At 63.5% G+C, this 18156-nt stretch carries 15 protein-coding genes; 6 read left to right on the top strand and 9 right to left on the bottom strand.

Annotation, left to right across the window (positions count from 1 at the left end):
• Window positions 1-100 precede the first annotated feature (100 nt).
• The 4 genes from sppA to AC56LY_RS12210 form a co-directional block, all read right to left on the bottom strand.
• The gene (gene sppA / locus AC56LY_RS12195; protein ID WP_499579748.1) at window positions 101-1957 is read right to left on the bottom strand and encodes a signal peptide peptidase SppA; all 1857 of its coding nucleotides are present in this window, start codon (window positions 1955-1957) and stop codon (window positions 101-103) included.
• A 29-nt stretch (window positions 1958-1986) separates the two neighbouring features.
• Complete coding sequence (locus AC56LY_RS12200) at window positions 1987-3456, bottom strand: sodium:solute symporter (protein WP_499579750.1); 1470 nt, start codon at window positions 3454-3456, stop codon at window positions 1987-1989.
• 56 nt (window positions 3457-3512) lie between these two features.
• On the bottom strand, window positions 3513-3944 hold the full coding sequence (locus AC56LY_RS12205; protein ID WP_499579751.1) for a hypothetical protein: 432 nt from the start codon (window positions 3942-3944) through the stop codon (window positions 3513-3515).
• 103 nt (window positions 3945-4047) lie between these two features.
• Window positions 4048-5658: an NYN domain-containing protein gene (locus AC56LY_RS12210; protein WP_499579755.1), complete on the bottom strand. Its 1611-nt coding sequence runs from the start codon at window positions 5656-5658 to the stop codon at window positions 4048-4050.
• Between the two features lie 177 nt (window positions 5659-5835).
• Here AC56LY_RS12210 and curA point away from each other — a divergent pair, with 177 nt between their 5' ends.
• Together curA and AC56LY_RS12220 are read left to right on the top strand one after the other, a co-directional pair.
• Window positions 5836-6846 carry an NADPH-dependent curcumin/dihydrocurcumin reductase gene (gene curA, locus AC56LY_RS12215; RefSeq protein WP_499579757.1) on the top strand — a complete coding sequence of 337 codons (1011 nt, stop codon included), beginning with the start codon at window positions 5836-5838 and terminating at the stop codon, window positions 6844-6846.
• A gap of 131 nt (window positions 6847-6977) precedes the next feature.
• Window positions 6978-8888, top strand: coding sequence for a PAS domain-containing hybrid sensor histidine kinase/response regulator (locus AC56LY_RS12220; RefSeq protein ID WP_499579759.1), 1911 nt, complete (start codon window positions 6978-6980; stop codon window positions 8886-8888).
• 218 nt (window positions 8889-9106) lie between these two features.
• Here AC56LY_RS12220 and AC56LY_RS12225 read toward each other — a convergent pair whose 3' ends face one another.
• From AC56LY_RS12225 to AC56LY_RS12235, 3 genes are all read right to left on the bottom strand, one after another.
• Window positions 9107-10600: an outer membrane protein assembly factor BamB family protein gene (locus AC56LY_RS12225; protein ID WP_499579762.1), complete on the bottom strand. Its 1494-nt coding sequence runs from the start codon at window positions 10598-10600 to the stop codon at window positions 9107-9109.
• A gap of 538 nt (window positions 10601-11138) precedes the next feature.
• Window positions 11139-11657, bottom strand: a complete 519-nt coding sequence (locus tag AC56LY_RS12230; RefSeq protein WP_499582076.1) for a hypothetical protein — start codon at window positions 11655-11657, stop codon at window positions 11139-11141.
• Window positions 11569-12093 (bottom strand): cold-shock protein, encoded by a 525-nt coding sequence (locus AC56LY_RS12235; RefSeq protein ID WP_499579764.1) that lies wholly within the window; start codon window positions 12091-12093, stop codon window positions 11569-11571. The genes AC56LY_RS12230 and AC56LY_RS12235 overlap by 89 nt, the downstream gene beginning before the upstream one ends.
• A gap of 263 nt (window positions 12094-12356) precedes the next feature.
• On the opposite strand from AC56LY_RS12235, the gene AC56LY_RS12240 reads away from it, so the two are divergent.
• On the top strand, window positions 12357-12815 hold the full coding sequence (locus tag AC56LY_RS12240) for a DUF7684 family protein (RefSeq protein WP_499579767.1): 459 nt from the start codon (window positions 12357-12359) through the stop codon (window positions 12813-12815).
• 20 nt (window positions 12816-12835) lie between these two features.
• On the opposite strand, the gene AC56LY_RS12245 is transcribed toward AC56LY_RS12240, so the two are convergent.
• The gene (locus AC56LY_RS12245) at window positions 12836-13255 is read right to left on the bottom strand and encodes a DUF1810 domain-containing protein (RefSeq protein WP_499579770.1); all 420 of its coding nucleotides are present in this window, start codon (window positions 13253-13255) and stop codon (window positions 12836-12838) included.
• Window positions 13256-13316: 61 nt separating this feature from the next.
• Here AC56LY_RS12245 and AC56LY_RS12250 point away from each other — a divergent pair, with 61 nt between their 5' ends.
• The 3 genes from AC56LY_RS12250 (at window position 13317) to AC56LY_RS12260 (ending at window position 15777) form a co-directional block, all read left to right on the top strand.
• On the top strand, window positions 13317-13544 hold the full coding sequence (locus AC56LY_RS12250) for a DUF3820 family protein (protein ID WP_332531170.1): 228 nt from the start codon (window positions 13317-13319) through the stop codon (window positions 13542-13544).
• Between the two features lie 77 nt (window positions 13545-13621).
• A complete protein-coding gene (locus tag AC56LY_RS12255; protein WP_499579779.1) occupies window positions 13622-14023 on the top strand; it encodes a response regulator transcription factor in 402 nt (133 codons plus the stop codon).
• Window positions 14024-14073: 50 nt separating this feature from the next.
• Entirely contained in the window at window positions 14074-15777 is a 1704-nt protein-coding gene (locus AC56LY_RS12260) for a hypothetical protein (protein ID WP_499579782.1), read from the top strand.
• Between the two features lie 19 nt (window positions 15778-15796).
• On the opposite strand, the gene AC56LY_RS12265 is transcribed toward AC56LY_RS12260, so the two are convergent.
• Window positions 15797-18079, bottom strand: a complete 2283-nt coding sequence (locus AC56LY_RS12265) for an ATP-binding protein (RefSeq protein ID WP_499579784.1) — start codon at window positions 18077-18079, stop codon at window positions 15797-15799.
• Between the last annotated feature and the right edge of the window lie 77 nt (window positions 18080-18156).

Here is an 18156-nt window from a genome sequence, read left to right on the forward strand (position 1 = left end):
ACGGCAAACGGGCGCGACACCAAGGTGTTGCGCCCGTCCCGCCTTTGTCTCAATCAGTTACAAAGTCGCTACATGTGAAGCGTGTACGCGCTTGCGTACTTCACCAGTTGCCGCAGAAGCAGTGCGTGACGGCAGCAAACGGCTTGCGCTCGGTGGTCAGCTCCGACAGGAACGCCATGTCGGCGGCAACCTGGTTTACCGGTCCGGCAGGAATCGCGTTCTCGATCAGGCCCAGCTTGACCTGAATGGTCATCGCCTGGACCGCCGAGGCGCCCGCCATTTGCAGGAAACGCTCGACGCGCGTGACTGGCCGCTCGACATACACAACGCGGTAATCCTTGCCCAGCTTGGCGCGGCCGGCAGCCGAGGCCAGCGCATCGTTGTAGCCGCCCAGGCGATCGACCAGGCCGCGCTCCTTGGCCTGGACACCGGTCCAGACACGGCCCTGCCCGACTTCATCGATCTTGGCCGGCGTGGTCTTGCGCGCCGCCGCGGCTTTGGTGGTGAAGTCGCTGTAGACGTTGTTGATGCTCGACTGGACCAGCTGCTGGAAGCGCGGATCGAGTGGACGCAGCGGATTGTAGGCATCGGCCAGCCAGGTCGTGGTCACGCCATCGGTGTGGATGCCCAGCTTGGCGGCAACCTTGTCGGCCGTCGGCAGCAGTGCGAACACGCCGATCGACCCGGTGATGGTGGCCGGGTCGGCAATCACTTCATCGGACGCCATCGAGATCCAGTAGCCGCCGGACGCCGCCACGCTGCCCATCGACACGACCACCGGCTTGCCGGCGGCGCGCGTCAGTTCGAGCTCACGGCGGATCAGTTCAGACCCGTAAGCGCTGCCGCCGGGCGAATCGACACGCAGCACCAGCGCCTTGATGTTGTCGTCCTCGCGCGCCTGACGAATCAGGTTGGCCATGCTGCGCCCGCCGATCACGCCGGGGCCGCCGTCGCCATCGGTGATCGAGCCGGATGCCACCACCACGCCGACCGCATCGCCGAACTGCTTCTGCGGGTTGCGCGACAAGTAATCATAGAAACCGATCTGGCGGAACGATTTGTTGTCGTCATCCGGCGCGCCGCGCTTGATCATCAGGTCGCGCAGTTCGTCGCGGGTTTTCAGGCCATCGACCAGTTTTGCCTGCAGCGCCACTTTCGCAGCGCTGCCGCCGGCATTTTCCATGCGCTCGGGGAGCGATTCGATCATGCCCGCAATCGCACCATCGGGCAGCTTGCGGTTTTTTTCGACCAGGCCCGTGTAGCCGGACCACAGCGCGTTGTACAGATACGCGTCGGCTTCGCGCGCGGCGTCGGACGGGCCGTTGGCGATATACGGCTCGGCAGCGCTCTTGTAGGTGCCGACCTTGATCAGGTTGACCGTGACGCCGACCTTGTCGAGCGCATCGCGGTAATAGTTGCGGCGCCCGCCGAAGCCTTCGATCATGACCATGCCCATCGGATGGACATAGACTTCGCTGGCATGCGATGCAACCAGGTAGCGCTTCTGGTCGTAGCTGCCGCTCCAGGCCACGACCGTCTTGCCGCTCTTCTTGACGCGATCGACCGCAGCGCCGATCTCGCGCAGCATGGCCATGCCGCCGCCCTGCATCTCGTCGAGCAGCAGCACGACGCTCGAGATGTTCGGATCGCGCGCAGCCGCATCGAGCACGACGATCACGTCGCGCAGGCGCACGGTACGCTTGGAATCGCCACCGACATTGTCGAGCACCGTGTCGCGCAGCGTGGTTTCATACTGCTCGACCAGGTCGCCCCGGATCTCGAGCACCAGCGCCGTCTTGTTCGCGATCGGCTTGACGCCGCCGCTGAAGAACAGCGAGACCACGAGGATCACGATCAGCAGGAACAGCAGATTGACGAAGGTGCGGCGGGTCACGTCGAGCGCGGTCCACAGCATGACGAACCCGCGCCGCAGGGCGCTCAGGGGCTTGAAGGCCATCGAAACTCCATAAAAGATTGATGCAAAGGTTAAGCGGACTGCATGGAAGGACGGCTGCCGGTGCGCAGCGAGATCGCGTACAGCCCCGCGAACACCAGCATGCCGTTGATCATCAAGAGTTCCAGCCCGAGCCGGTACGAGCCGAGCAAATATGCCTGATTGTACTCAAGGATCGCGCACAGGACCGGCGCGCCGATCGTGACCAGCGGGACAAGGCGATTGCGTGGCATGCGCGCCGTGAACATGCCGAACGCGAACAGGCCAAGCAGCGGGCCATAGGTGTACGCCGCGAGCTTGAGGATCACGCCGATCATGCTGGGATTGTCGGCGGCCTTGAAGCCCATCACGAGCAGCAGGAACAGGAACGCGTAGCCCAGGTGCACGCGGCGACGCAGGCCCTCAGCCTGCATTTGGGTCAAATCCTTCCTGCGCTTGATGCCCAGCAGGTCGATGCAGGTGGACGAGGTCAGCGCCGTGATCGCGCCATCGGCACTGGGAAACAGCGCCGAGATCAGCGCGATCAAAAAGACGATCTGCAGCGCGGGCGGCAGGTGGCCCATGACCACAGCCGGGAAGATCTTGTCGCCGGTGGCCGTCACGCCCACGGTCGGCGCGTACAGGTACAGCAGGCCGCCCAGGAACAGGAACGACAGCAGCACGACCACCAGCACGGCGGTCAGCGCCAGCAGGTTCTTTTGCGAGTCGGCCAGCGTCTTGACCGAGATGGTCTTCTGCATCATTTCCTGGTCCATCCCCGTCATGGTGATGGTGATCAGCGCGCCGGCCACGATCTGCTTGAGCCAGAAATTCGGGCTGTTCACGTCATGCGTGAAGACACTGGCCAGGCCGCTCGAGCGCATCTGCTCCAGGCTGTCCGGCACCGACAGGTTCAGTTCGCCCAGCAGGAACCAGGCGCACGCGAACAGGCCGAACAGCATGCCGGTCGTTTGCAGCGTGTCGGTCCAGACAATGGTCTTGACGCCACCCTGGTAGGTGTACAGCAGGATCATCCCCAGCACGACGAGGGTGCTGAGCCAGAACGGCACGCCCAGGCTGTCGAGGATGACCGCCTGCAGGATGTTGACCACCAGGTACAGGCGCGCGGTGGCGCCCAGCAGGCGCGAGATGATGAAGAACCCGGCCCCGCTCTGATAGGCGCGCCGGCCGAGGCGCACATCGAGGTAATGGTAGATGGAGGTCAGCTGCAGCCGGTAGTACAGCGGGAGCAGGAGCCAGGTGACGACGAGGTAGCCGATCACGTAGCCGATCAGGATCTGCGCATAGCCAAAGCCATCGACGCCAACCGCGCCCGGCACGCTGACGAAGGTCACGCCCGAGAGCGTGGTGCCGACCATGCCGAAGGCGACCAGCACCCAGTTGCTGCTCTTGTTACCGATGAAGAAGCTGTCGTTGTTGGCGCCGCGCGAGGTGGCCCAGGCGACGGCCAGCAACAAGGCGAAGTAGCCGATGAGGATGCAAAACAGGAGTAACGGGGACATGAAAAGCCGGGGATGATCGTTTTGCCCAGCAATATACACTGCCGGGCAACCGGCGTTCAAACCTCTTCGCTGCGCACGCGCCGGAATGGCCCGATACAGGTTTGCATGGTCTGGTCGGCGCACATCAGAAAAATTGTGCGTGACGGGTGGAACTGGATGAAGTTGATGACCTGCGCGCCCGGCTTCATGACGTTGCCCGAACAATCGGGCTTGCCGTTGTCTTTGACGATGCGGTCCTGCAGGCGGTAAAAGCCCTGCTTGTCGGGCTGGGCGGAAACGGTATACACGCTTTCGGAGACCTCGGCAGCGCTGGTGACGAACGTGGTGCCGTCGGCGCGAAAGCGGTAGGTCTCGGCGCATTCGGTGCCCGGCACCGTCAGTCGCCAGATGCCGAGGATCGGATGACCGGTGGCGACACCCGCCGGCGCGGCGGCCAGCGCGGGCGCGCCCAGACAGGACAGCAGCAACAGGACGGCACGTGCGCGCATGCGAGGCTCCATCAAACGACAACGCCTGCCCGAAAACCGGACAGGCGTGGTGATTATGGCATCGCGCAGCGGCGCGCGGCGCGCGGCGCGCGGCAGTCTGTGATTAGCCGTTGTCGGAACCGGCCTTTGGCTTGGCCGGGCGACGGCTGCGCGGCGCGGCCTTGCGCGCCGGACGGGCGCCCTTGGTGCGTGCCGGTTTGGTGTCTTCAGCTTCTGCTTCTGCTTCTGCTTCCACCTCTGGCTCAGGCGCGACCTCTTCCTGCGCCGCAGCAGCCTGTGCTTCGGCTTCAGCGGCAGCAGCAGCTTCGGCCGCAGCCTGCTCCGCCAGCTTCTTGGCCGATGGCTTGCGTGGCGCGCGGCGACGTTCCTTCCCGACCGGCGCCGGCGCCTCCTCGACCTCCACCGGCTCGGCATCGCTCACGACCAGCGTCGGCTGCGATGCCGGTTCGTCGAAGGTCTCGTCCTGTGCTTCTGGCTCGAAAGCGACCGGCTCCAGCAGCGCCGGCACGTTGGACGCGTCGTTGCGGTTGCCGCCCTTGCGCCCGCCTTGGCCACGGCCACGACGGCCATCGGTCCGGGCCGGTTGCGATTCCAGTTGCGATTCCGGTTGTGCTGCCGGCTCTTCGAACAGTTCTTCCTGCGGTTCCGCCTCGACCGCCACCGGCTCCGGCAGCGCTTGTACGTTCGGCGAGTCGTTGCGGTTACCGCCCTTGCGGCCGCCGCGGCCACGGCCGCGACGGCCATCGTTCTTGCCCGGCTCGTCATTGCCCTCGACCGGCGCTGCTGCATCGAGCATGTCCTGCACCACGGCGTCCGGCGCCTGCGTGCCGTCCTGCTGGGCTTCCTGGCCCGCGGCTACGTTGCCTGCATGCGCGCTGCGGAATACATAGGTGCCGGATTTTTCGTCACGACCGAATTCGAACAGGCCGCGCGTCTGCGCTTCTTCGAGCAGGTTGCCGAAGGTGCGGAAGCCGTAGTAGGTTTCCGAGAAATCGGGACGGCGGCGCTTGAGCGTGTCCTTGAGCAATGAAGCCCAAATTTTGCCGGTGTCGCCGCGCTCGGACGTGAGCGCATCGAACGTCTCGACCACCATGTCGAGCGCCTGCACCTTGCGCGCTTCGAGTTCTTCCTTACGCTTGTCGTCGCCGACATTGGTGTTGGTGTTGTTGCTGGCGTTCGAGCGGCGCGTTTGCGGCGCGGCCTTGCGCTCGTCGCGCTTGGCCGCGGTGCGGCGCTGTTCGCGCACCAGGTCATCGTAAAAGATGAATTCGTCGCAGTTCGCCACCAGCAGGTCGGAGGTCGACTGCTTGACGCCGACGCCGATCACCTGCTTGTTATTTTCACGCAGCTTCGAGACCAGCGGCGAGAAGTCGGAGTCGCCGCTGATGATGACGAAGGTGTTGACATGCGACTTCGTGTAGCACAGATCGAGTGCATCGACGACGAGGCGGATGTCGGCCGAATTCTTGCCCGACTGGCGCACGTGCGGGATCTCGATCAGCTCGAAGTTCGCTTCATGCATCGCTGCCTTGAAGCCCTTGTAGCGGTCCCAGTCGCAATACGACTTCTTGACCACGATGCTGCCCTTGAGCAGCAGGCGTTCCAGCACTGGCTTGATGTCGAATTTTTCGTAATTGGCGTCGCGAACGCCCAGTGCGACGTTTTCAAAGTCGCAGAACACCGCCATGCTGATGTTGTCGGAAGAAGAGGCCATGAGTTGTTTTTTCTGTAGTGATAGGGCAAACGTATGGCGATTATACGCACGCCATTTCGATTCGCGCCGTATGACATTGCCATAAAGCCAGTTTCGACGATTGTCTGTGGCGCGTGGGCACCATCGGCGAACACTCTTTATGCTGTCACATCCGATCCACTTCATGGAGCTCCAAACATGACTGCAACAACCAACCGCCGCATCCTCCTGGCCTCGCACCCTAAGGGCAAGCCAACCGAAGAGAACTTCCGCATCGAGGATGCGCCGATCCCTACCCCGGGCGATGGCGAACTGCTGCTCGAAACGCTGTTCCTGTCGCTCGACCCGTACATGCGCACGCGCATGAACGGCACCGCCACCTACGCCGCCGCGCTGGAACTGGGCGAGGTGATGGTGGGCGGCACCGTCGCGCGCGTCAAGCAATCGAACCACCCGGACTGGAAAGAAGGCGACGTCGTCGTGGCCTACTCCGGCTGGCAATCGTTTGCCATCTCGGACGGCAGCAACCTGCGCCGCGTCGATCCGGACAGCGCGCCCGTGTCCACCGCCGTCGGCGTGCTCGGCATGCCGGGCTTCACCGCGTATGCCGGCCTGCTGGAAATCGGCCAGCCGAAGGCAGGCGAAACCGTCGTCGTGGCCGCAGCCAGTGGCGCCGTCGGCTCGGTCGTCGGCCAGATCGCCCGTATCAAGGGTGCGCGCGCCGTTGGCATCGCTGGCGGGCCGGAGAAATGCGCGTTCATCAGGGATGAGCTGAAATTCGACGCCGTGGTTGACCACCGCGCACCGGACTTTGCCGAGCAACTGGCCAAGGCGTGCCCGGATGGCATCGACGTGTATTTCGAGAACGTCGGCGGCCAGGTACTCGAAGCGGTCAAGCCACTGCTCAACAACTTCGCGCGCATTCCCGTGTGCGGCCTGGTCTCGCATTACAACGATGCCGGCGCAGGCGCCGCGATCGACCTGAGCCTCACGCTGTTCAAGAGCCTGACCGTGCGCGGCTTCCTGCAGAACGAATTTGTCGAGCGGCTCGAGCCAACCTTCCTGAAAGAAGCCGCAGGCTGGATCAAGGATGGGTCGCTGCGCTACCGCGAAGACATCGTCGAGGGACTGGATAAAGCGCCGGAAGCCTTCATCGGCCTGCTCGACGGTAAGAATTTCGGCAAGCTGGTGGTGCGCGTCGCAAAATAATTACACGCCACAAGTGACTTTTGGCAAGGCGCAGTGGACGTCCAACAAGACTGCGCCGTCCGGTGTTCACCCGTCATCCGTCAAATGTGGCCTATAATTATTTAACCTTTGCAACCGTTAGTCGAACATCGATGCTGCCCAACAACCTGTTCGAGTCTGTCTTCAACCGATCGCCCTTTGGGCATTACCTGCTGTCGCCGACCCCGGAAGCAACCATCCTTGCCGTCAACGATGCGTTCCTGAAAGCGTCGGCGCGTACGCGAACAGAATTGGTGGGCCTTAGTCTGTTCACGGCATTTCCCGGCAATCCGGCCGACCCCAACGATTCCGGCGAGGTGCTTCTGCGCGACTCGCTGGCGCGGGTGCGCGCCAGCAGCCGCCCCGACACCCTGCCCGCCATCCGCTATCCGATTCCGGTCGTGTTGCCCAATGGCGAGACGGGGTTCGAAGAACGCTTCTGGACCGCGACCAGCACGCCGATCTTCGGCACCGATGGTCAACTCTTGTGCATCTCGCACAGCAATATCGACGTCACCGACCAGATCAACTCCGAAGCCGCCGTACGCGAAAGCGAAAAGCGCTTCCGGGCGCTGACCAATGCAACGGCCGACGTCATCTACCGCATGAGCGCCGACTGGTCCGAGATGCGCCGCCTCGAAGGACGCGGTTTCATGAAGGACACGGACTCCCCCACCGGCAACTGGCTCGACGACTACATTCCGCCGGGCGACCATGCGCTGGTCCGGGCCGGGATCGCGCGCGCGATGCAGGACAGCGCGGTGCTCGAACTGGAGCACCGGGTCTGGCGCAGCGACGGCAGTTGCGGCTGGACGCTGTCGCGCGCCGTGCCGATGTTCGACGCGGTCGGCAAGCTGTATGAATGGATCGGCGCGGCCAGCGATATCAGCGAGCGCAAAGCGTGGGAAGACAAGCTGCGCGAAGCCGACCGCCGCAAGGATGAATTTCTCGCGATGCTCTCGCACGAGCTGCGCAACCCGCTGGCGCCGATCGGCGCCGCGGCCGAACTGCTGCAGCGCGCGAAGCTCGACGATGGCATGCTCAAGCGCACCAGCCAGATCATCGGGCGCCAGGTCAAACACATGACGGCGCTGATCGACGACCTGCTCGACGTCTCGCGCGTCACGCGCGGCCTGGTGGAGCTGGACCAGACCGTGCTGGACGTGGGCGCCGTGCTGCACGAAGCAGTCGAACAGGTCACGCCGCTGATCGCGTCGCGCGGCCATGTGCTGACGCTGACGCTGCCCCCGCCCGGCACGCAAGTGCTGGGCGACCGCAAGCGCCTGGTCCAGGTGGTGGCGAACCTGCTGGGCAACGCCGCCAAGTACACACCCGAAGGCGGTCGCCTCGCCGTGAGCGCCTTCGAGCGCGACGGCAGGCTGTGCATCGATGTCCTCGACAACGGGATCGGCATGGCGCACGAGCTGGTGGCGCGCGCCTTCGACCTGTTCACGCAGGCCGAGCGCAGTTCGGACCGGTCATCGGGCGGCCTCGGACTGGGCCTGTCGCTGGTGAAAAGCCTGATCGAGCTGCACGGCGGCGAGGTCGCCTGCGACAGCGCGGGGCCAGGCCAGGGCAGCCGCTTCTCGGTCTGCCTGCCGCTGCTGCCTGCGGCGGCTGCGCCGATGCCGGATGCGCAGGAGCAGCCGCACGCCGGTGCGGCGTCGCTGCGCGTGCTGGTCGTCGATGACAATGTGGACGCGGCCGTCACGCTGGCGATGCTGCTGGAAGCGAACGGCCACGAGGTGCAGGTCGAACACGATCCGCTTGTGGCACTCGCCGCCACGCTGGACACGCCGCCGCAGGTATGCCTGCTCGATATCGGCCTGCCCGGGATCGACGGCCTGGAACTGGCACGCCGCCTGCGCGCCCGCCCCGGCACCGCGAACGCGCTGCTGATCGCCATCACCGGCTACGGCCAGGACAGCGACCGCCAGCAAATCCTGCAGGCCGGGTTTGACCATCACCTGGTCAAACCGATCGATATCGCGCAGCTGTACACGCTGCTGGACGGCGCCGGCTAGCGCACTGCCGCGATCGGCTGTCTAGCTGAGCAAGAAGCGGTGGACTTCGCTACTTCACACCCTGCCGTGACCGTAATTTCAAAAATGTCGCATCTATTTCGGAAAGTGCCCCCCAAAGCTAAGCTCAGCAGAGGTAAACCAGTCATATTTACAATTTGCACAAATAAAAACCCCCGCAGCGCGTCAACGCTGCGGGGTTTTTATTTGCATGCTGCTGATTATTTCAGGTTGACCGCAACCAGCCCATCGGTACTTTGAATGTACAGGATGCCGTTCTGGCTGATGGCCAGGTAGCCGGGCGCCGGGTAGCTCCAGACGACTTTATGGCTTTTCAGGTCGATCGCATAGGTGTTCAGGTTGGTGCTGGTGATCAGCAGGTTTTTTGTCACGACAGGCGACGCAAAAAACGATGTCTCGCCGCTCAGCGGTGGAATCCACGACCACAGCAGCGCACCAGTGGCCTCGGCGCGCGCTTCGATGCGGTACGGATTGGCGTTGGGCGCATACAGCACGCCGTCAGCGTAGGCCGGCGTGACCCGGTACACGCCAGGCACGCGCCAGTCCACGAAACCCTTGAGCGTATCGAAGCGGGTCAGTGCATTGCCGATGTTGCCGCCGTTAAGGTAGCCGTTGGCATAGGCAGCCGCATACACGCCGCCGTTGGCGCCGATGACGGCGGAACCGCCGACCTCATAGACGTAGTTGGAAAAACCGGTGTCCTTGATCGAGGACAGCACGGTACCCGTTTTCGGTTCAAACAATGTCAGTGCATCGCCAGTATAGGCATAGATGGCGCGTGCATCCCCCGCTGGCGACCACCCCGCAGTTTGGGACAATCTGCTAAAGAACAATTGCTCGCCGGCCGTGGCGAAGCCGTAGATGCCGCCATACGTCCCGGCGTTGGTATACACCGCGCCGTTCTGCACGATTGGCGACAGGTAGTTCTCCCACTGCGAGGTCATCGCCGACTTCATGCGCAAGCTGCCGTCGGCGGCATCGAACGCCATCATGTAGGTCGATTGTTGCTGGCCGGCTGCCATGTAGACCACGCCACCATTGACCGCTGGCGGATTGACCGAGGCGTACGTCAAGCCGGTGGTATCGTAACTCCAGAGCGGCGCGCCATCGCTTTCCTGGTAGGCCGTGAGTTTTTTATCCCCGCTGGCAAAGAAGCGTCCATTTGACGTCACCAGTGGGGAGATGGCGCTGTAGTTGCTTCCGCTGTTATTGACTGCGCCGCGCTTCCAGCGCAGCACCATCTTGTCGGCGTTGACTTCGATTGGCACATAGCCAGTGTGGGCATTGTTCCCCTGAAACGTCGCCCAGTCGGCCACGCCGCTCAATGCGGACAAGGCAGTGAGCTTGTCGCCAGGCCAGGCGCTGAGGTTCGACTGCACGGTCACATCGTAAGGGACGGTGATCGATGGAACAGCCTGCGCAACGGTACAAGGCGCGTCGCTGCACAGTTTGATGGTCACATTGCCGGTGTAACGGCTGGCCGGTTGGGATGCGAGGGTCGTGAGCGTAAAGGTGTAGCTGCCGGCGCCGTTGGCTGTCACCGTGACGGCAGGCTGCACCAGGCCGGCGCTGTCGCTGGCGCTCGCAAACAGCGTGCCGGCTGGCGTAAAGTTCGCAGCTTGCGCCGTCACGTCGATCTGAATGCCGGTGTCCCTGGCAATTACCCGGGCAATGGCGCCTGACTGCACGGTCATTGTGGCGACAGGAATGGGTTCCGGGACAGGGGTCGGTAAGGGCGTGGGAACCGGGGACGGCACAGCGACAGGCGCCGGCTGCGTCGTACTGGCGCCACCGCCATCACTGCCACCACCCCCGCATCCAGCCATCGCCATGGCAACGAGCAGCAGGCTCGGCAAATTATTCCTCTTCATCCCGTGCTCCACCGTTGTTAAAAAGAAAATTATACGGAGGAGGCGATCATAACTACAAGTAATAATGCCGTTCGATATGTACGTTGTGGTTTTTTTCAGCGCGTTCTGTGACTTTCTAGAATAGATGTGACGAAAGGTATTGCGGCACAGGGCTGCGTCCAACAGATTTTGCCAATAGCTGCGACGAATTTTCGCTGAATAACTGCGACTGACCTGTAGGGATATCGAAATAGCTGCGACACACTTCGTCCCTGACCTGACAACGTCGTAACGCCACCCACAGAGGCAGGGGTCGGGACCGGCTGTTTCCGACCCATTGCAGCCGTTCATGCAGCTGTGGTCGGCATTGAAATGGCGACAGTCAGCGGGGCTTTGCAGCGTCCTCTTCATTCCAAATATTTGTTTTGATATTCGATCCGTACATTTCCTTGATCTGCTTGCTAGCATCGTCAAGGCTGCAGGCCTGGACTGTAAGACGCTCACGACGCTCACGAGGGCGCGCACAATCCTCTGTCCACCAGATCACTTGATATTCCCGGAGTTTTTCATTTTCCATCTTTACCTCTGAACTAATGCACACCTTTACTGGGAACCCCAGCGGGCCAATAGGCCCTAACCTCCTCGGGTCCGCTGTTCGCACGAACGACCGCTCTTGGCCGAACGCGGCCGTTGGCTTCAGCTTGGCAACTTGTCGAGCTGAAAAGTCACCGGCTGTCTTGAGATGCCGATGTCGCCCCCGGAGCTGGCTTACGGGCAGATAAATGGTCGATATGAACGTTGCCGTTTGAAGCTCAGTTGCACCATTGCTGCTCGCACGGAATTCCATCGCGATCACCGTCCATATCAGGAACGTTGCATTTTTCCTGGTGAAATAGCGCATCGGTACAAGATGCCATTTTCGAACACGAGTTCTTCTCTGGCTTGCACTGAAACTCCGGTTGCGACTTGAGTGCATCCCTCGCCGAAACGATCTTGTATACGCTCGCGGAGATTGTGCTATTCGGATGAGAGAGTCGAACATAGCCTACATAACCAAGCATAAGCAGAAGTGCCAGGCCAGCTATTGCAGATAAAAATGCTTCGGCAGAACTTTGCGTGGATAACCTGGTGCCGACGAGCTCAGCACTTGCGGCCCGGAATCGACCTTTCTCATCTCGCCGAATTTCATAGGTGATCAAGCTCCCCAAAAGTGGACGACTTCCCCCCTTGCGAAATGCAGATACGTGCAGGAACATCCGCGCGCTTGCCCCGTTCTGGACTACGAAACCAAAGCCGCGTTCATCATTCCACTCGATGATTCTTCCTTGAAGTCGCATATTTTATGAGCCAGATTGAATAAACAGGGCCATCCCGATCTCGGTGGTCCCAGTAACAGATCCGGATCGACCTCGCGCGTTACTCCACCAGATCCAGACGGCTGCTCTTGCTTAAATGCACAAGTTCCCCGGAGCATGTCCGTCTCGGCCTCTTGTGTCAAACATTATCATCCAGTGTCGAACTCGATCGTTTTGTGTCCGACTTTATTGTTTGTCCGCATCAGCTGAAGGCTGCCGCATGTTGCGGCCTGGAGCCTGCGATAATGACGCCTTTGAACCACCGATCCGGCACCGACACCATGCAAGCCAAAGCCCATTACCTGCAACTACGCCCACACGACGCCCTGCCCGACCTGACCCACCTGGCGCCGTTCATGGCCATCGTCGTCATCGACGACGACAGCGACGAGATGTGGCGCTGGGACGTGGCGCGCTGGCTGGTCGCGTCCGGCTGCCGCAGCATGCTGGCGTGGGGCAAGGAGTGCGAAAGCTGGCACGACGCCGTCGAAGACGCTGCGCTCGAAGCGTTCGACTACGACGACATTCCGCCCGAACAGATCGTGACGGTGTCGCAGCATGCCGACGAAGACCTCGACGAGGTGTTCTGGTTCGCGCGCCACCGCGCCAGCCATCCGGCACTGCGCCTGAGTACGGCGGTCATCCTGCACGTGGCTGTGCGCGGGCGGCCGGACGAACTGCTGGCGCAGCTGGCCGAGGCCTGAGCGCATTTGCAGTACCACCATCAGAGCCGGGCCAGCGTCTCCGGGTCGGCCTGACCGTCGAAGTATTTGTCGATGCAGGCCTGGAACACGGCTTCATCGGGCGCGACGTCGGCAAACAGCGTCATCGACGAGTGAAATTTCAGCTCGTCCGGATGGCTGAAGATGGCGCCGGCCGACCCGGCATCGAGCGCGGCGACAATGCCGGCGCACTCGCGCAGACGTGTTCCCAGCACCGGATGCGCCAGATACGCGGCCGCCTCGTCGCCGGACGCAATCGCGTACCGCTGCGCCATGGCGCTGGTGCCCAGGCCGGCGATCTGCGGAAACACGAACCACATCCAGTGCGTGCGCTTGTGGCCGGCGCGCAGCTCGGTCAACACGGCGGCGTACACCGGGTCCTGTGCCTGCACGAAGCGGTCGAGATCGAATTGATTGTCCATGGTGGCCTCCCTTGTCTCCGGAATCCTACAACGTCGCCGTTGTTTGCTAAAGTGCCGCACAATGAATGCTGACCATTTAGCCCTCCTGCTGGTTCGAGAAATGCCCTACGGCAAATACAAGGGCCGCAAGATTGCCGATATGCCCGGCCACTATCTCGGCTGGCTTGCGCGCGAGGGCTTTCCACGCGGCGAGCTGGGCCAGTTGCTGGCCCTGATGTACGAGCTCGATCACAACGATCTGCGCGGCTTGCTCGATCCACTGCGCGGCCCGCCAGGCCGGCGCCGGTAATTGATACTTTCTGGCAATTAAAGCCACATACCGGCGATGCGCATCGGTATAATCGGACATTCATTGACGAGTTCATCATGCCGAACGAACAAGCATCATCGCCACTGGTCCTGGTTGTCGAAGACGACGATCACATCGCACAGGTACTGCGCTTCATGCTCGAGCGCCAGGGCTACCGTGTCACCCATCTGGCCGACGGCCGCGCCGCGAGCGCGCATATCGCCGCCGCCGCCGACATGCCGGCCCTGATCCTGATGGACGTCATGCTGCCCTACCTCGACGGCTTCGAACTGGTTGCGCTGGTGCGTGCACGGCCTGACTGGCACGCGGTACCCATCCTGATGCTCACGGCAAAAAATACCGAACGCGATACGGTGCGCGCGCTCGATGCCGGTGCCAACGATTTCGTCAGCAAGCCGTTCGAGCCCAACGCATTGCTGGCGCGTGTGCGGCGCCTGATCCAGACCCAGAGCGCCTGACGGGGCCGAACCGTACGCGCCGATTCGGGCTCTTGACTTAAAATCAAGTCATGTCACGCTCTCTTCCACTCCTGTTTGTTCTTTCGCTGTCGACCACACCCGCGCTTGCTGCCAGTCTGCAGCTGTGTCCGGGTCCGCTGGTCGTGTCCCCCGGCGCCATCACCGCGCAGACCACCGCGCGCGATGGCACGATCCTGCATGCCATCGTCACGGAAGAACCCGGCAAACAGCAGGCCAATTGCAGCGTGCTGCCGTTGCCGACGGCAGTGATGGGTGTGCAGGCGCTGCACTTTCTGCCGCCGGACGCCAGTCCTGGCAAGACCATCCTGCTGCGCGGGATCGAGGCCGACAAGGGCAAGTCGTTCAGCGTCAGCGAACACACGCTGGTCAGCGACCAGCCAGCGCCACGGCCCCAGGCCCCGATGCCGTTCGGCGCCAGCCTGCTGGGCGCGATGCAGGCGCGCACTCATGGCGATACGACGCGCGTGGGTGCCGACATCAAGGACGGGCGCCTGTACCTGACCTGCCGCGCCGGCGCCAAACCGGCCGGCGTCACGTTGCTTGGTCCGTGGTTCCTGCCGCGCGCACGCGCCGTCATGCAGGCGGCGTTCGCAGGCGAAGGCCGCTTTGCGCTGCAAGTCACAAGCGGCGCATCGGGCAAGCCCGAGCAGTCGTTCGATCTCGGCACATTGAGCGGCGAGCAGCGCGTGCAGACGGCGCGCTTCGACCTGCCCGAAAAGCTCGACCGTGCGCATTGGCGCGAGCTGTCGGTGGCCTGTCCGCAAGGCGCGGCAACCTTGCGGCTCGACGCACTGACGCTTCAGGGCGCCGCTGAGGCCGATCCGGCCGCTGCCTCCCGCGCGACCTGGACCTGGAGCCCCAACGAATGGCGCGAACGCGGCGCAGCGCTGCTGGACTGGGCGTTTCAACAAAAGATCGGTGCGGTCTTCATCACGGTCCCGATCAAGGATGGCAGTGTCGACGACGCGGCGCAACTGGGTGCGTTCGTGCGCCAGGCCGGCAGCCGGGGCATCTCGGTCAGCGCCATGGAAGGCACGCCCGAGATGGTCCTGCCTGCTGCGCAAGGCGCGGCCATCGCACGCCTGCGCGCCTACGCCGCCTACAATGCGGCCGCCGCCGACGGAGCGCGCCTGAAGGGTGTGCAGTACCACATCGAACCGTATCTGCTGCCGGCCCATGTGCTGCCGCAGGCACAGCGCGACCGGCGTTATCTTGAACTGGCGGCCAGGCTGCGCCAGGCGGCCGGCCCGCTGACGCTGGACTTCGTGGTGCCGCACTGGTGGGCCGACAAGAACGCGCTGCTGAGCGGCATGGCGAAACACGCCGACATCCTGACGGTCAAGAGTCCGCGCACCGATCCGGCGCAGATCTACCGCCTGGCCGTGCCGTTCCTGGACTGGGGCGTCGAGCATGGCAAGACGGTGCGCGTAGCGCTCGACGCTGGCCCGATCGGCGCCGGCGTGCAGCGCCGCTACGAGCGCCGTCCACCCGGTGCGCGCGGCGACCTGCTCGTGTTCACACTGGGTGGCCAGAAGATCCTGCTGCTGCAGCAGGTGCCGGCAGCGCACGACAAGGCGCAGGCCTACGCGCTGGCCGCCAGCCAGGAGATCGATGCCGCCGACGCCAGCTTCCATGCCGACAAGGACGCACTCATGCGCGTGCTGCCGCAGCTCGAAAGCACGTTCGGGGCCTGGGAAAGCTTCGGCGGGATGGCGCTGCACGACCTGCGCTGACCACTTGCGCTGACCAGGGTCACGCCAACGGCAACTCCACCGTAAACCGCGTCCCTGCGCCGGCCCGGGTCTCGAACCCGATCGAGCCGCCGTGCTCTTCGACGATCGCCTTGCTGATGGAGAGGCCCAGGCCCGAGCCGCTGCGCTGGCGCGAGTCGGCCGCGTCGGCCTGCGCGAACCGTTCGAACACGCGGCTCTGGAATTGCGGCGGGATGCCGGGCCCTTCATCGGTCACGCTCAGGCGCGCCCAACCCGGGCGCTGCGCCAGGCCCAGCGTGATGGCCTTGCCGGCTGGCGTAAACTTGATTGCGTTCGACACCAGGTTGGTCAGCACCTGCACCATGCGGTCATGGTCGATCTCGGACTGGACCCACTCGGCGCCCTGCGGCATATCGAGGCGCAGCGTGACGTCCGCCTGACGCGCCTGCCCCTCCATCGCATCGGCCACATGCCGGATCAGCGGCGCGAGCAACTGGGCGGTGCGCTGGTATTCCATGTGACCCGCTTCGATCTTCTGGATGTCGAGCAGGTCGTTCACCATCCGCATCAGGCGATCGCAGCTCTGGCTGGCAATCGCAATCAGCCTGGCGACGTCTGGCGGCAGGTTGCCCGCCATGCCACCGTCGAGCATCGACAACGACGCGTGGATCGACGTGAGCGGCGTGCGCAGCTCGTGCGAGACGGTCGAGACGAATTCGTTCTTCATGCGCTCGACCTTCTTGCGCTCGGAAATATCGTGCAGGAAGATCGAGAAGAACGCGTCTTCGCCCTCGCCGGCCAGCGTCACCGTGCTCTCGACCGTGAACTCGAAGCCCTGGCGGTTGATCACGGTGCGCTCCATACGGCGGGCGAGCATGAACTGGCCGTTGTGGCGGAACGACTGCAAGGCCTTGCCGATGCTGTCACGGTAGCGTTCGGGCAGGATCATTTCCGCCAGCGGCCAACTGACGGCCTCGTGGCGGGTCCAGCCGAACATGCGCTCGGCGGCCGGGTTCCAGTCCACGATCATGCCGCGCAGGTCGACCGCGATGAACGCATCCTGCGCCGCTTCGACGATGGCGATGATGCGGCCCTCGCTGGCGCGCACTGCAACCAGCGCACGTTCCAGCTCCTGGGTGCGGCGATCGACCCGCTGTTCCAGCGTGTCGTTCAGGGTCTGCAGGTCGGCGCGGCGCTGTACCAGCGCCGTCACCAGCGCATTGAGCGCGCCCGACAGCTGATGCACTTCGGTATAGCTGCTCCCGGTCGGCACCAGTTCATGCGTGTCGCCGCGGCGCAGGCCGTCGGCCGAACTGGCCAGCGCCGCGAGCGGGCGCGTGATGCGGCGTGCCAGCAGCCAGCCACCCAGCGAGAACAGCAGCGCCAGCACGCCACCGCTCCACAGGGCGCGTGCGCGCAACTGCCGCACCGGCGCATAGGCATCGTCGAGATCCTGACGTACCAGCACGTGCCAGCCCAGGCCAGTGTAGTCGCCCACGGCCTTGGTCGACGCATAGCCGACCAGGTAGTCGCGCCCATCCGGCCAGTGCTCGACCGCGTACCCGGTATGGCCTTCGCGCGCCGCGCTCAGGCTGCCGAGTTTGATGTTGGTGTCGAGCAGGTCCTGCGGCCCGAGCAGCACGACCCCTTCGGCACTGACGATCAGCGCCTGCACCTTGTTGCGGGTCTGGACCGGCGCGATGATCGAGCGTTCGACCTCACGCGCCCACTCCCATGACAGGTGCGTGCCCATCACGCCAGCCGGCTGGCCGTCGGCGCCCAGGTAAGGAAAAGCAACGTCGACGAAACGGCGCGGCTCGCCTTCCTGCACCGGCAGCAGCTTGGCCAGCAGGACCGCCTCGTGCACGTCGCCGACATACTTGCCTGCCAGCGCGTTGCTGAACCAGGGCCGCTTGGACACGTTCTTGCCTTCGAGCAGGCCGCGCGCCTCCACCAGCACGGTGCCGTCGAGGTCAGCCAGGCCAATCCATTCGTAATAGCCATAGGTCGACTGCATGTCGGCCAGGATGCGGCGCCGCTCGGCCTGGCTGGTCGCCGGCGAGATCAGATCGTTGCGGCGCGCCATCAGGCGCACTTCGCGGAACCGTTCATACATGCCGCGATCGAGCTTGTCGGCGGTCTGCATCGCCATCTCGCCCAGCCCCCCGCCGATGCTGCTCTTGACCTGCGCCGTCGCCGAGCGTTCGACCACTTCGACCAGCAACAGCGTGAGAACGCCGCTCATCAGCGTAAACGCGAGAGCAAGCCGTGCGCCCAGTCCGCGAGGGATCAGGCGCTGCCAGAACGATGGGGAATTCGGCATGGAAAACATCAGAGTGTCGATGGTTCCAGCGTAGCATGCAGATGATGGCTCAGGGCAATACTACACTTGGTAATCGA

The sequence above is a fragment of the Telluria sp. ZT3P25 genome, assembly GCF_059685895.1.